This is a genomic window from Pseudomonas sp. LBUM1671, from assembly GCF_059695685.1.
Genome location: NZ_CP166782.1, coordinates 2020148 through 2034216, shown reverse-complemented (window position 1 = coordinate 2034216; position 14069 = coordinate 2020148). Strand labels below are relative to the sequence as shown.

The 14069-nt window shown below is 60.4% G+C and carries 10 protein-coding genes; 5 read left to right on the top strand and 5 right to left on the bottom strand.

From position 1 onward, the window contains the following. The first annotated feature begins 81 nt into the window (after window positions 1–81). Window positions 82–927, top strand: coding sequence for a xanthine dehydrogenase accessory protein XdhC (gene xdhC / locus ACA060_RS09300; RefSeq protein WP_497316770.1), 846 nt, complete (start codon window positions 82–84; stop codon window positions 925–927). Between the two features lie 8 nt (window positions 928–935). After that, on the top strand, window positions 936–2240 hold the full coding sequence (gene guaD, locus ACA060_RS09295; protein WP_497316768.1) for a guanine deaminase: 1305 nt from the start codon (window positions 936–938) through the stop codon (window positions 2238–2240). Between the two features lie 180 nt (window positions 2241–2420). On the opposite strand, the gene ACA060_RS09290 is transcribed toward guaD, so the two are convergent. Further along, the gene (locus ACA060_RS09290; RefSeq protein WP_497316766.1) at window positions 2421–3185 is read right to left on the bottom strand and encodes a GntR family transcriptional regulator; all 765 of its coding nucleotides are present in this window, start codon (window positions 3183–3185) and stop codon (window positions 2421–2423) included. A 392-nt stretch (window positions 3186–3577) separates the two neighbouring features. On the opposite strand from ACA060_RS09290, the gene ACA060_RS09285 reads away from it, so the two are divergent. Next, window positions 3578–4768 (top strand): benzoate/H(+) symporter BenE family transporter, encoded by a 1191-nt coding sequence (locus tag ACA060_RS09285; protein ID WP_109628864.1) that lies wholly within the window; start codon window positions 3578–3580, stop codon window positions 4766–4768. A gap of 141 nt (window positions 4769–4909) precedes the next feature. Here ACA060_RS09285 and ACA060_RS09280 read toward each other — a convergent pair whose 3' ends face one another. Further along, window positions 4910–5254, bottom strand: coding sequence for a YggL family protein (locus tag ACA060_RS09280; RefSeq protein WP_007896965.1), 345 nt, complete (start codon window positions 5252–5254; stop codon window positions 4910–4912). Window positions 5255–5488: 234 nt separating this feature from the next. On the opposite strand from ACA060_RS09280, the gene dacB reads away from it, so the two are divergent. Further along, window positions 5489–6949 carry a D-alanyl-D-alanine carboxypeptidase/D-alanyl-D-alanine endopeptidase gene (gene dacB, locus ACA060_RS09275; protein ID WP_497316764.1) on the top strand — a complete coding sequence of 487 codons (1461 nt, stop codon included), beginning with the start codon at window positions 5489–5491 and terminating at the stop codon, window positions 6947–6949. 133 nt (window positions 6950–7082) lie between these two features. Here the strand turns inward: dacB and ACA060_RS09270 are convergent, their stop codons facing one another. Beyond that, window positions 7083–9485, bottom strand: coding sequence for a sensor domain-containing diguanylate cyclase (locus ACA060_RS09270; protein WP_497316762.1), 2403 nt, complete (start codon window positions 9483–9485; stop codon window positions 7083–7085). Between the two features lie 141 nt (window positions 9486–9626). Beyond that, window positions 9627–11897, bottom strand: coding sequence for a bifunctional 23S rRNA (guanine(2069)-N(7))-methyltransferase RlmK/23S rRNA (guanine(2445)-N(2))-methyltransferase RlmL (gene rlmKL / locus ACA060_RS09265; RefSeq protein ID WP_084318668.1), 2271 nt, complete (start codon window positions 11895–11897; stop codon window positions 9627–9629). 531 nt (window positions 11898–12428) lie between these two features. Here rlmKL and rmf point away from each other — a divergent pair. Then, window positions 12429–12644 carry a ribosome modulation factor gene (rmf, locus tag ACA060_RS09260; RefSeq protein WP_003223300.1) on the top strand — a complete coding sequence of 72 codons (216 nt, stop codon included), beginning with the start codon at window positions 12429–12431 and terminating at the stop codon, window positions 12642–12644. Between the two features lie 321 nt (window positions 12645–12965). Here rmf and ACA060_RS09255 read toward each other — a convergent pair whose 3' ends face one another. Further along, window positions 12966–13985: a quinone-dependent dihydroorotate dehydrogenase gene (locus tag ACA060_RS09255; RefSeq protein WP_109635990.1), complete on the bottom strand. Its 1020-nt coding sequence runs from the start codon at window positions 13983–13985 to the stop codon at window positions 12966–12968. Window positions 13986–14069 lie beyond the last annotated feature (84 nt).

Genomic DNA, 14069 nt, shown 5'->3' with positions numbered 1-14069 from the left:
ACATTTGGAATGCATTCCCTTGTGGGAGCTAGCCTGCTAGCGATGAGGCCCGAACAGACACCAGAGATGTAGAGGTGAAATATGTACAACTGGATCGACGCCCTCGCCGACCTGCAATCCCAGGGTGAACCCTGCGTCTTGGTGACCATCATCGAAGAGCTCGGCTCCACGCCGCGCAATGCCGGTTCGAAAATGGTCATCAGCGCCACCCAGACCTTCGACACCATCGGTGGCGGGCACCTGGAATACAAGGCCATGCAGATCGGCCGCGAGATGCTGGCCAGCGGCAAACAAGACACGCACCTGGAGCGCTTCAGCCTCGGCGCCAGCCTGGGCCAGTGCTGCGGCGGCGTGACCGTGTTGCTGTTCGAACCGATGGGCCAGGTCCAGGCGCAAATCGCCGTGTTCGGTGCCGGCCATGTCGGCCGGGCGCTGGTGCCGCTGCTCGCCAGCCTGCCCTGCCGGGTGCGCTGGATCGATTCGCGGGAAGCGCAATTCCCCGAACAGATCCCTCACGGTGTGCGCAAAATCGTCGCCGAAGAACCGGTGGACGAAATCGACAACCTGCCCGCCGGCAGCTACTGCATCGTCATGACCCACAACCACCAGCTCGACCTCGAACTCACCGCCGCGATCCTCAAGCGCAACGACTTCGCCTACTTCGGCCTGATCGGTTCGAAGACCAAACGGGTGAAGTTCGAACACCGCTTGCGTGACCGTGGTTTCGACAGCGCCGTGCTGCAACGCATGCGCTGCCCGATGGGCATCGGCGAAGTCAAAGGCAAGTTGCCTGTGGAAATCGCCATCTCCATCGCCGGCGAAATCATCTCCACCTATAACGCCAGTTTCGGCCAGCAAACCGCCAGCGCCGGATCATCGATTGCCAAACTGCTGCCTGCTTCACGCCGCAGCCAAGCCTCCAACTGAGAAAGCTCATGTCTCTGACTCGCAAAGCCTACCGCGCCGCCATCCTGCACAGCATCGCCGACCCTGCCGAAGTGGGTATCGAAGCCTCTTACGAGTATTTCGAAGACGGGCTGCTGGTGGTCGATAACGGCCAGATCAGTGCCCTCGGCCACGCCAGCGAATTGCTGCCAACCCTGCCGGCCGACATCGAGATCACTCATTACCAGGACGCGCTGATCACCCCGGGTTTCATCGACACCCACATCCACTTGCCGCAAACCGGCATGGTCGGCGCCTACGGCGAGCAATTGCTGGACTGGCTCAACACCTACACCTTCCCATGCGAAAGCCAGTTCGCCGACAAGGCTCACGCCGATGAAGTCGCGGACATTTTCATCAAGGAATTGCTGCGCAACGGCACCACCACGGCCCTGGTGTTCGGCAGCGTGCACCCGCAATCGGTGACTTCGTTCTTCGAGGCCGCCGAACAGCTGGACCTGCGGATGATCGCCGGCAAGGTGATGATGGACCGCAACGCACCGGACTACCTGACCGACACCGCCGAATCCAGTTACGTCGAAAGCAAGGCGCTGATCGAGCGCTGGCACGGCAAGGGCCGCTTGCACTACGCGGTCACCCCGCGCTTTGCCCCGACCAGCACCCCGGAACAACTGACCCTCGCCGGCCAGTTGCTGAGTGAATACCCGGACCTGTACATGCAGACCCACATCAGCGAAAACCTCAAGGAAGTCGAGTGGGTCAAGGAACTGTTCCCCGAGCGCAAGGGCTACCTGGACGTTTACGATCACTACCAATTGCTGGGCGAGCGCTCGGTGTTTGCCCACGGCGTGCACCTGTGCGACGACGAATGCGCGCGGCTGGCGGAGACGGGTTCGGCGATTGCGTTCTGCCCGACTTCCAACTTCTTCCTCGGCAGTGGCCTGTTCAACCTGCCGATGGCCGAGAAGCACAAACTCAATGTCGGTTTGGGCACGGACGTCGGCGGCGGCACCAGTTTCTCGCTGCTGCAAACGTTGAACGAGGCGTACAAAGTCATGCAGATGCAAGGTGCTCGACTGAGCCCGTTCAAATCGTTGTACCTGGCGACTCTCGGCGGTGCGCGGGCGCTGCGTCTGGAAGACAAGATCGGCACCCTGCAACCGGGCACCGACGCTGACTTCCTGGTGCTGGACTACAACGCCACGCCGTTGCTGAGCTATCGCTTGAAGCAGGCCAATAACATTGCCGAGACGTTGTTTGTGTTGATGACGCTGGGGGATGACCGGACCGTGTTGCAGACGTATGCGGCGGGGAATCAGGTGCATCAGCGGTAAGTTCTTCCAGGCATAAAAAATCCCCCGTTGCTTTGCAGCCCGGGGGATTTTTGTTGCCGGTCAGATCGCTATCGCTGGCAGGCCAGCTCCCACAGTTTTTTGGATATACCGTAAATAGTGTGGGCAGCACCAATCACTGTGGGAGCTGGCCTGCCAGCGATTGGGTCGCCTCGGTCTATCTTAAAGCTTGACCGCAGGCCGCCCCGGCTTCTTGGTCTGCAACAAATGCGAGAACACCGCATGCAAATCATCCGACGCGCTTTCTTCGTCGAGGTTGAGTTTGCTGTCGATGTGATCCATGTGATGCATCATCAGGTTCACCGCCAACTCACCGTTGCGCGCTTCAATGGCGTCGATCAGTTGAGTGTGCTCGTCGTAGGAACAGTGGGAACGGTTGCCGCTCTCGTACTGGGCGATGATCAGCGACGTCTGGGACACCAGGCTGCGCTGGAAGCTGATCAGCGGCGCATTCTTCGCCGCTTCGGCCAGTTTCAGGTGGAATTCACCCGACAGACGGATACCCGCACCGCGATCACCGCGGGAGAAGCTGTCCCGTTCGTCGTCGACCATCTGCCGCAGCTCGGCAATCTGCTCGGCAGTGGCATGCTGAACCGCCAGTTCAGTGATTGCGCGCTCGACCAGACGCCGCGCGAGGAACACCTGACGGGCCTCTTCGACACTCGGGCTGGCGACGACAGCGCCGCGATTCGGACGCAGCAGCACAACGCCTTCATGGGCCAGGCGCGACAGCGCGCGGCGAATGATGGTGCGACTGACCCCGAAAATTTCCCCCAGCGCTTCTTCGCTCAACTTGGTGCCGGGCGCCAGACGCTGTTCGAGGATGGCCTCGAAGATATGCGCGTAGACAATATCGTCCTGGGTACCGCTGCGGCCGGCTTTGCCTGCTCGCGGTTGTTTCTTTAGGGGCTGCAACTGTTCGTTCATGGGCACTCGAGTCGGGAGAACTGCGGCGAATTGACCGTGACTGTAATACGGCACAGTAGGTCGCTGGCAAGTATCGCGTAAAAAACACCGCGATTGTACACAATGGATGGTGGCAACACGACTGTACGGCTGTTTGTCGCTTCTGCTGTATCGCAACGGTTGGTTACTTTTGAGTTTAGGCTTGAATCCATAAATTTGAGATCCGTACAAACTCTGTGGCGAGGGAGCTTGCTCCCGCTGGGCTGCGAAGCGGCCCCAAAACCAACCTGATCGCAGCTTCAATCAAAACGTGTCAGCAGGGTTTACGACGGCTTCGCCGCCGAGCGGGAGCAAGCTCCCTCGCCACAAAAGCCACGCTGAAGTCACCGTTAGCCATAAGGAACACCGCTGTCATGAACGACGCCACGCACACGCAGCTCCGCCCCTTGGCCGATACGTCACCGTCGGCGATCGTCGCCGGTTTCATTGCGATGATGACCGGCTACACCAGCTCCCTGGTCCTGATGTTTCAGGCCGGACAAGCGGCGGGCCTGACCAGCGGGCAGATTTCCTCGTGGATCTGGGCGATCTCGATTGGCATGGCGGTGTGCTCGATCGGCCTGTCCCTGCGTTATCGCACGCCGATCACCATTGCCTGGTCGACCCCAGGCGCGGCGTTGCTGATCACCAGCCTCGGCGGCGTGAGCTACGGCGAAGCCATCGGCGCCTACATCACTTGCGCAGTGCTGGTGACCATTTGCGGTCTGACCGGCAGCTTCGAACGCTTGGTGAAAAAGATCCCGGCGTCATTGGCCGCAGCGCTACTGGCGGGGATTCTGTTCAAGATCGGCAGCGAAATTTTCGTCGCCGCGCAGCATCGCACCGGGCTGGTGCTGGGAATGTTCTTCACTTATCTGCTGGTCAAGCGCCTGTCGCCGCGTTATGCGGTGCTTGCGGCGTTGCTGATCGGTACCGCGCTGTCGGGGTTTATGGGGTTGCTGGATTTCAGCGGTTTCCATCTGGAAGTGGCGACGCCGGTCTGGACCACGCCGCACTTCTCCCTGGCCGCGACCATCAGCATCGGCATTCCGTTGTTTGTGGTGGCGATGACCTCGCAGAACATGCCCGGCATCGCCGTATTGCGCGCCGACGGCTACACCGTGCCCGCCTCGCCTCTGATCACCACCACCGGCATCGCCTCGCTGCTGTTGGCCCCGTTCGGCTCCCACGGCATCAATCTGGCGGCCATCAGCGCGGCGATCTGCACCGGGCCGCATGCCCATGAGGATCGCAACAAGCGCTACACGGCGGCGGTCTGGTGCGGGATTTTCTACGGGATTGCCGGTGTGTTCGGCGCAACGCTGGCGGCGTTGTTCGCGGCGCTGCCTAAAGAGCTGGTGCTGTCGATTGCGGCGCTGGCGTTGTTCGGCTCGATCATCAATGGCCTGAGCATTGCGATGACCGAAGTGAAGGAACGTGAGGCGGCGTTGATTACCTTTATGGTCACGGCGTCGGGGCTGACGCTGTTTTCCATTGGCTCGGCGTTCTGGGGGATTGTCGCGGGGGTGTTGACGCTGGTGATTCTGAATTGGCGCAAGGCCTGAAAGACGCAGCCTCGTTGCACTCGACAGCTGCTACAGGGAGCGCATTCCGATGTAGCAGCTGTCGAGTGCAACGAGGCTGCGAGCTCTTGATCTTGCAGGCATAAAAAAACGGCGACCCTTGGGTCGCCGTTTTTTTTGACATCAAGCTACCGGATTGATCGGCTTTTCCGGGTACCAGACGTCGATCAGCGGGCTGACGGTTGCTTCGGTCAGTTCGCTGCGGCCTTTGAGCCAGGCTTCAACAGCAGCGCGCTGCTCTTCGGACACCGAGCCACGTTTCTGCAGGCAAACCAGACCGAAGTCGTCGCCGCCAACATAGCCCAGACCGTTGGCTTCCATGGCTTCTTTCAGGAACGCGTCGAGGAAAGCATCAATGGCTTCATCAGCCAAATCTTCTTTGAAATCCAGGTTCAGTTCGAAACCCAGCTCTTGAAATTCATCGACGCACAGTTTTTTGCGCAGACGCTGGGAACGGTTAGTCGCCATTGGAACAATCCTCATAAGTAATAACGGGCGGCACTTTAGCAGTTTAAGCCGCTAATTGCCCGACTCTCTGGGGCGCGTCAGTGACCGTCGGTAAAAAAATTGCGGATTAGAGGGCCACGGCAAGGCACAAGCCGTTACACCTTGGGGCATAATGCCGACACTTTCATGACCACTGAGGGAATTTATCTTCATGCCCTCGCCTTTTTTCCCCTCGAATGCAGGGTTGTATTTCAGATGATCAAATCTTTACGTCCATTGTTGCTGGCCGGTTTCCTTCTTCCTCTGGCCTTCTCCGTTTCCGCCGCCACTATCAACACCGGTCTGTCACCCAACGTCGAAAAGGCCCTCAAGGCCAGCAAGCTTCCGGACAACGCCTTGTCGCTGGTGATGATCCCGTTGAACGGTCCGGGCACCCCGACCATTTACAACGCGGACGTATCGGTCAACCCGGCCTCGACCATGAAGCTGGTGACCACCTATGCCGCGCTGGAAATGCTTGGCCCGAACCATCAGTGGAAAACCGAGTTCTACACCGACGGTACCCTCAGCGGCGGCATCCTCAACGGCAACCTCTACCTCAAGGGTGGCGGCGATCCGAAACTGAACATGGAAAAACTCTGGCTGTTGATGCGTGACTTGCGCGCCAACGGCGTGACGCAAATCACCGGCGACCTGGTGCTGGACCGCGGTTTCTTCGTGCAACCGCAACTGCCGGAGTTCAACGACGACGGCAATGACGAGAACAAACCGTTCCTGGTCAAACCCGACTCGCTGTTGGTGAACCTCAAGGCCCTGCGTTTCGTGGCGCGCAACGACAATGGCCGGGTCCTGGTGTCAGTAGAGCCGCCGATTGCCAGCATCAATATCGAAAACCAGGTCAAAGCGGTCAATTCCAAGCAATGCACCGGTGGCGTGCGTTACAACCCGGTGACCCAGGCCGATGGCAGCGTGACCGTGACGGTCGGCGGTCAGTTGGGCGAAGGCTGCAGCTCGCAGACTTATCTGTCGCTGCTCGACCACGCAACCTACACCGCCGGTGCCGTGCGGGCGATCTGGAAGGAACTGGGCGGCAGCATTCAGGGCAGGGATCGTCTGTCTCCGACGCCGAGCAACGCCAAGGTGTTGGCCCGGGCTTACTCGCCGGATCTGGCGGAAATCATTCGCGACATCAACAAATACAGCAACAACACCATGGCTCAGCAGCTGTTCCTGAGCCTGGGCCAGAAATTCCGCACCGACGCCGACGGCGACGACGCCAAGGCTGCCCAGCGCGTGGTGCGTCAGTGGCTGGCGAAGAAAGGCATCACCGCGCCGCACCTGGTGATGGAGAACGGCTCCGGCCTGTCCCGCGCCGAACGTGTGAGCGCCCGTGAAATGGCGGCGATGCTGCAAGCCGCTTGGCGCAGCCCGTATTCCGCCGAGTTCATCAGTTCGATGCCGATTGCCGGCACCGACGGCACCATGCGCAAACGCCTGAAGACCACGGCGATGCGCGGCGAAGCCCACGTCAAGACCGGCACCCTGAACACCGTGCGCGCGATCTCCGGTTACAGCCGTGACGTCAACGGCAACACCTGGGCGGTGGTGGCGATCCTCAACGACAAGGCCCCGTTTGGCGCATCGTCGGTGCTGGATCAGGTACTTCTTGACCTGTATCGCCAGCCGAAAGTGCCGGAAACGGCTTCGGTGCTCTAACCCGCCCCTCCAAACACTGAAGATCATTGTGGGAGCGAGCTTGCTCGCGATAGCGGAGTATCAGTCAACATTGATATCGACTGACACACCCTCATCGCGGGCAAGCCCGCTCCCACAGGGTTTGCAGGTGGCTTTAGCTGGTTTGCGGCTCGACCCGATCCCGTCCCGCCTGCTTCGCTGCGTACACCCCCGAATCCGCCCGCAGCAACAGCGCATCCGCGCCCTCCCCGACTCGCCAACTGGCAATCCCGAAACTCGCGGTCACGGTTCCTACGCCTTCGATCGGTGAACTGCGCAACCCTTGCCACAACTGCAAGGCCAGCACGTGAGCCTGTTCGGCATCGATGTCCGGGCACAACACCATGAATTCCTCGCCCCCCAGGCGGCAGAACACATCAGTACGCCGCAGACGATGGCCGATGCGCTCGCACACGGCTTGCAACACCCGATCACCCACGGCGTGGCCATGCAGGTCATTGATGCGTTTGAAGTGGTCGATGTCGAGCATGATCACCGACAACTCGCCACCACCGCGCTCGACCCGGGCCATTTCGGTGGTCAGGCGCTCTTGAAAGTAGCGGCGGTTGTGGATGCCGGTCAGCGAGTCGGTGATCGACAGCGCCCGCAGCTCTTCTTCCACCCGCTTGAGGTCGGAAATGTCCGAGATGTAACCGTGCCAGAGCACGCCGCCACCCGGCAGTTCCTCCGGGGTCGCTTCGCCGCGAACCCAGCGCAGGCCGCGCTGAGGCAGTTGCACCCGGTATTCCTCGCGCCACGGGCTGAGGGTGTCCGCCGACGCGCGGATCGAGGCGCGCACGCGAGTCGTGTCCTGTGGATGAATCCGCGTAAAGATCGCTTCCGCGTTGAGCAGCAGCACATCCGGTTCGAGCTCGTAGATCTCGCGAATCCCGTCGCTGGCGTAGATCACGCTGAAACGACCGTCGAATTCCATCTTGAATTGATAAATGCCACCGGGCACATGGGCGCTGAGTTTTTTCAGCAACAGATCGCGCGCGGCCAGGGCCTCGTGAACACGTTTGCGTTCGGTGATGTCGATGCAGACCGCCAGATGCCCGACCCACAGGCCTTGCTCGTCGAGTACCGGGGTCGCGAGCATATTAACGGTCAAATGGCTACCGTCCTGACGGACCAGCGTCCATTCCCGCGCTTCGTGACCGCCCTGTTCTCCGCCTTCGACCAACATTGCCTGACAGGTCGGGATCGGCTTGCCATAGCGCGCACTCAACTCCGCCGCGCGAGTCACCAGCTCCCGGGGAAAGTGCAGGTTTTCCAGGGTCATGTGCCCGACCACTTCAGCGCTGGAGTAACCCAGCATCTGCTCGGCCCCGGCGTTGAAGGTGCTGATGACACCACGCAGGTCGGTGGCGATGATCGCCACTTGCGTCGCGGCATCCAGCACGCCGCGCAACTGGCCGTGAGTGCCGCGCAATTCCTGCTCGCGGTCGTGCAACTCCTGGGTGCGCTGCTCGACCATTTTCAACGCACGCTGGCGTTGGCTGACCAACACGTAGAGCAACGCACTGAGCAGCACACTGAGCAACCCCCCAAGCACCACCAGGCTGGTCACCGAGGAATGGTTGGCTTTCAGAAAGGCTTCGCTGGGTAATATGTCGACTTGATAGTCGTGGTCGGCCATACGCAACAAGCGTGTCGCAGATAATTCGCTGGGCGCTGCCGAGTTATAAGACTCGTAAAGCACTTCGTGCTGGTCGTCGGTGGACAGGTCGAGGATGCGTACCGAGAGGTAGTCATAGCTGGCCTCCGGCAACCCGTCCGCCAGCAGCTGACGCATGCTGATCACGGCCATGACATAACCGAAGGGCTTGGCGGCCGGCGTCGCCGCATCACTCTGACGCTTCACCGGCGCCACCAACAGCACACCCCGCGCATAGGCTGGCTCGATGCCGACCAGATGCATCGGTTGCGACACCGCCATGCTGCCCGATTTGTCGGCCCGATCAAGGGTGGCGCGGCGCAACGGCTGGGCAAACAAGTCGTAGCCGAGCGGCGAGCCGAGCCGGCTTCGGGTCTGGCTGTAGAGCACCGCCACGTATTCATCCCGTTCGGCGGCCAATTGCAGTTGGCCCTCGGCATTGAGCTCACGCAGGGTGAAGTCGCTCAAACCTTCTTCTTCGCGCACCTTGCGCTCGAACTCTGCCCGCTCGGCGCGTGTGACCCGCGCAGCGAATGAATACGCCTGGGTGCGGTGCAGCAATGGTTGGGTGTAGCCGTCGAACTCCTCGCGGGAGACCGACTCGGAATTGGCGAAGAACCGGCGCAGGCCGTCGAGGCGCTGCTCCTGATCTTCGAAACGTTCTTCGATGCGGCTGTAACGTTCGCTGGCGAGCAGCTGGAAACGTTGCCGTAATTGATGGTGATATAGATTCAGCGTCGACCAGGCCAGCAATCCGGTAAGAATCCCGCCGACGAGCAATACCAGCAGCGCGACCAGCCAGGCCGAGACATCTTCGCTGATAAAACCCAGGATCTTGGGACGCACGGCGTGCAACGACATAAACGCAACTCAAAACGCCAGGTGCGGGAAAGCCCATTGGCCATGAGTTGAGTTATAGCTATTAGCCATCAATTTGACCAGCACAGAAAGAACCCAAGAGCCTTTAAAAATCAAGGCTCTGTGGATCCAATCACTGATCTGTCAACGGGCTGTGATTTTCCAGGCACGGTGGATCTTGCCATTACGGGCGAAATCCGGATCGATGGTCTGGGCGGTGATTTCTTCAACGGCATAACGCTCGGTGAGGTTTTCCTCGAGCGTGAACTTGCGGAAGTTGTTGGAGAAATACAAAACGCCGCCCGGCGCCAGGCGCGCCATGGCCAGGTCAATCAATTGCACCTGATCGCGCTGCACGTCGAAGATCCCTTCCATGCGCTTGGAGTTGGAGAACGTCGGCGGGTCGATGAAGATCAGGTCGTATTCGTCACGGCAGGCGTCGAGCCACGCCATCACGTCACCCTGCTCCAGGCGGTTCTTGTCAGAGAAACCGTTCAGCGACAGGTTGCGACGCGCCCAGTCCAGGTAGGTTTTCGACAGGTCGACGCTGGTGGTGCTGCGCGCGCCGCCCTTGGCCGCGTGAACGCTGGCCGTCGCGGTGTAGCAATACAGGTTGAGGAAGCGCTTGCCGGCCGCCTCTTTCTGGATGCGCATCCGCATTGGGCGGTGGTCGAGGAACAGACCGGTGTCGAGGTAGTCGGTGAGGTTGACCAGCAGCTTGACGCCACCTTCGTTGACCTCGACGAACTTGCCCTGCGCTGCCTGGCGTTCGTACTGCTTGGTGCCGCTCTGACGCTCGCGACGCTTGACCACCACGCGGCTCTTGTCGATGTTCAACGCCTGGGGAATCGCGGCCAGGGCATCGAACATGCGCGCCGAGGCTTTTTCCGGGTCGATGGACTTCGGTGCGGCGTATTCCTGGACGTGGACCCAATCCTGATACAGGTCGATGGCCATGGAATATTCCGGCATGTCGGCATCGTAGACGCGGTAGCAATCAATGCCTTCACGCTTGACCCACTTGCCCAACGCCTTGAGGTTCTTTTGCAGGCGGTTGGCAAACATCTGCCCGCCTTCGCTCAAGCGCGGTTGCTCGATCACCACCGGGGCCGGTTTGATCGGGTTGCCGTTCTTGTTGTACTTCTCGTACTTGCCCGGCGCTACATCGTTGTCTGCAACTTCGACTTCCGCCTGCTCGCGCTCGACCTGACGCTGTTCCGGGGTGCGACGCTCGCCGGTGACGAACTGGTCCGGGGTAACTTTGATCAGCAGCAATTTGCACGGCAAGGCGCCGTTCCAGAACGAATACTGTTTATGGCTGCGGATGCCCATGCGCTTGCCCAGGTCCGGCGCGCCGGTGAACACGGCCGCTTCCCAGTTCAGGCACGCCTGACGCAGACGCTCGCCGAGGTTCTGGTAGAGGTAGAGCAAGCTCGCCTCATCGCCCAGACGCTCGCCGTACGGCGGGTTGCAGATCACCAGGCCTTTCTGGTTCTGGTCCGGACGCGGCTCGAACGTGCCGACTTCGCCCTGGTAGATCTTGATCCACTCGCTCAGGCCTGCACGCTCGACGTTGTTGCGGCCCGGTTGAATCAGGCGCGGGTCGGCTTCGTAACCGCGAATCCACAGCGGTGGCTTGGCCAGGCCGGCCGCAGCGCGTTCGGTGGCTTCTTCGTGGAGCTTTTTCCACAGCGCCGGCACGTGACCGAGCCAGGCGGTGAAGCCCCACTGCTCGCGACGCAGGTTCGGCGCCATGTCGGCGGCGATCATCGCTGCTTCGACGAGGAACGTACCGACACCGCACATTGGGTCAGCCAGTGCGCCGCCATCGGCCGCGATACGTGGCCAGCCGGAACGGATCAGGATCGCGGCCGCGAGGTTTTCCTTCAGCGGCGCCGCGCCCTGCTGCAAGCGATAACCGCGCTGGTGCAGGCTGTGGCCGGACAGGTCGAGGGACAGAATGGCTTCGCCACGGTCCAGGCGCAGGTGAATGCGCAGGTCCGGGTTGAGCTTGTCGATGGACGGACGGTCGCCTTGCGGGGTGCGCAGTTTGTCGACGATGGCGTCTTTGACTTTCAAGGCGCCGAAGTGGGTGTTGTCGATGCCCGAGCCGTGACCGCTGAACTCGACGGCCAGGGTGCCGTCATTGAGCATGTGGTCTTGCCACTCGATGTCGAGCACGCCGTGGTACAGGTCTTCGGCGTCTTTCATCGGGAAACGCTTGAGCACCAGCAGGACCCGGTTCGCCAGACGCGACCACAGGCACAGGCGATAAGCGGTTTCCATGGTGGCCATGCCGCGCACAGCAGAGGTGTGCTCACGCGCTTCTTCAAGGCCAAGCCCGACGGCTTCCTCGATAAGCAGGCCTTCAAGACCTTTTGGGCAAGTGAGGAAGAGTTCGAAACGATCGGACATGGTAATTCCAGAGCCTTTAGCTAAGTGAACCGGCAACGCATTGCCGGCCCGGTTTTCAATCAGGCGCTTTTCTAAAAGAGCGCCCGCGTGGCACGAAGGTGTGCCGTCCCACCCGTGCTGCTCAGGTTAGAAGAGCTTAGATGCACAGGCAGATAAAAAAGTTGATGCAACAAAATGTCATAAGCCGACCCTTCGTCGAATAGTCGTCCTGCTCAACAGGAGCCATTCTCACTAAAGGATTAACCCCGTCATCCTGCGGGGGGCCGATCATACAGGGCTTTGACCAATAAACACTGGACAACATCGTGTTACTTATGGCCTTAGCATCTTTCTGGTTACGTTCTTATGACAAAACGATCATTCCCTCGATGTGACGCATTGGTTAGAACTCAACACAGGTTGACGTCGCAACGGCGTCAACACCTTGGCTCGCGACGCCGGCAGCGAGCCCCAACGGCAGGAGTTTTTTTCTGCCAGACCTCAATTGAGGTCGACGCGATAAATACAGTCAACAAGTGAGGGCAACACCCTATGAGAAGACTTAAGCGTGATCCGTTGGAAAGAGCATTTTTGCGCGGATATCAATATGGCGTTGGTGGCAAATCCCGTGAGCTTTGCCCATTTACTCTACCGTCGGTACGCCAAGCCTGGATTAACGGCTGGCGAGAAGGACGCGGCGACAACTGGGACGGTATGACCGGCACTGCGGGAATCCACAGACTCAACGAACTTCACGCCGTCGGCTAAACACAGGGCACAACACTCCGACACGACAATCTGATTACGTAACGACTTACCACGCACGCCCCATCCGGGCGGCGGGCTCCGGCCCAGGGGCACCTTCGAGGTGCCCTTTTTTATGCCTGTAAAAACACACACTGGGGAAATCGCTTTTGTGGTGAGGGGATTTATCCCCGTTGGGTCGCGAAGCGGCCCCAAACCCAGGCAACTCGGTGAATCAGTCAAAACTCATTGGCCGGATTTGCGACGGCTTCGCCGCCGAACGGGGATAAATCCCCTCGCCACAGAGAACTCACCTCAGCCCAGAAGCACTCTTGCCACAGGGGTTCAGCGCAGGGCGGCGATGGCGTCGACAGATTCGCGAATCAGCGCCGGGCCTTTGTAGATGAAGCCGGAGTAGATCTGCACCAGACTCGCGCCCGCGGCGATTTTCTCGGCTGCGTGCTTGCCTTCAGTGATGCCGCCCACGGCGATGATCGGCAAGCGCCCGGCCAGTTCCGCCGCCAGTACCTTCACGGTATGGGTGCTCTTCTCGCGAACCGGTGCGCCGGACAGACCGCCCGCCTCGTCACCATGCTCCATGCCTTCGACGCCCACGCGGCTCAGGGTGGTGTTGGTGGCAATCACCGCGTCCATCCCGGTGTCGATCAACGCTTGCGCGACCTGCGCGGTTTCTTCGTCGGTCATGTCCGGTGCGATCTTGATCGCCAGCGGTACATGTTTGCCGTGGCGCAACGCCAGTTCTGCGCGACGGGTCGCCAGATCAGCCAGCAATTGCTTGAGCGAATCACCGAACTGCAGGCTGCGCAGGCCCGGGGTGTTCGGCGAGCTGACATTGACCGTCACGTAGCTGGCGTGGGCGTAGACCTTGTCCAGGCAGATCAGGTAATCGTCGACTGCGCGCTCAACCGGCGTATCGAAGTTCTTGCCGATGTTGATGCCCAGCACGCCCTTGTACTTGGCCGCCGCCACGCGGGCCAGCAGGTGATCGACGCCGAGGTTGTTGAACCCCATGCGGTTGATGATCGCCTCGGCATCCGGCAGACGGAAAATCCGTGGCTTCGGGTTGCCCGGCTGCGGACGCGGGGTGATGGTGCCGATTTCGACAAAACCGAAACCCAGCTGGGCAAAACCGTCGATGGCCGCGCCGTTCTTGTCCAGACCGGCCGCCAGACCCACCGGGTTCGGAAATTCCAGACCCATGACATTCACCGGCATTTTCGCCGGTGCCTTGCACAGCAAACCGTTAAGGCCCAAACGTCCGCCCGCGCCGATCAGGTCCAGGGACAGATCGTGGGAGGTTTCCGGGGAAAGTTTGAACAACAGCTGACGGGCCAGGGTGTACATGGGCGGTTTTGACTCGATTGGCGGCGAAATGAGGCGGCAATTATAGCCGTGCATCGCGGTCGCAAGCGAGGCGCACAACAAAAT

Bases quoted from the DNA above. Each gene is read 5' to 3' on its own strand.
- rmf (WP_003223300.1), top strand. From the start codon at position 12,429: ATGAGAAGACTTAAGCGTGATCCGTTGGAAAGAGCATTTTTGCGCGGA.
- ACA060_RS09255 (WP_109635990.1), bottom strand. From the start codon at position 13,985: ATGTACACCCTGGCCCGTCAGCTGTTGTTCAAACTTTCCCCGGAAACC.
- guaD (WP_497316768.1), top strand. From the start codon at position 936: ATGTCTCTGACTCGCAAAGCCTACCGCGCCGCCATCCTGCACAGCATC.
- ACA060_RS09280 (WP_007896965.1), bottom strand. From the start codon at position 5,254: ATGGCGACTAACCGTTCCCAGCGTCTGCGCAAAAAACTGTGCGTCGAT.
- rlmKL (WP_084318668.1), bottom strand. From the start codon at position 11,897: ATGTCCGATCGTTTCGAACTCTTCCTCACTTGCCCAAAAGGTCTTGAA.
- ACA060_RS09285 (WP_109628864.1), top strand. From the start codon at position 3,578: ATGAACGACGCCACGCACACGCAGCTCCGCCCCTTGGCCGATACGTCA.
- ACA060_RS09270 (WP_497316762.1), bottom strand. From the start codon at position 9,485: ATGTCGTTGCACGCCGTGCGTCCCAAGATCCTGGGTTTTATCAGCGAA.
- ACA060_RS09290 (WP_497316766.1), bottom strand. From the start codon at position 3,185: ATGAACGAACAGTTGCAGCCCCTAAAGAAACAACCGCGAGCAGGCAAA.
- xdhC (WP_497316770.1), top strand. From the start codon at position 82: ATGTACAACTGGATCGACGCCCTCGCCGACCTGCAATCCCAGGGTGAA.
- dacB (WP_497316764.1), top strand. From the start codon at position 5,489: ATGATCAAATCTTTACGTCCATTGTTGCTGGCCGGTTTCCTTCTTCCT.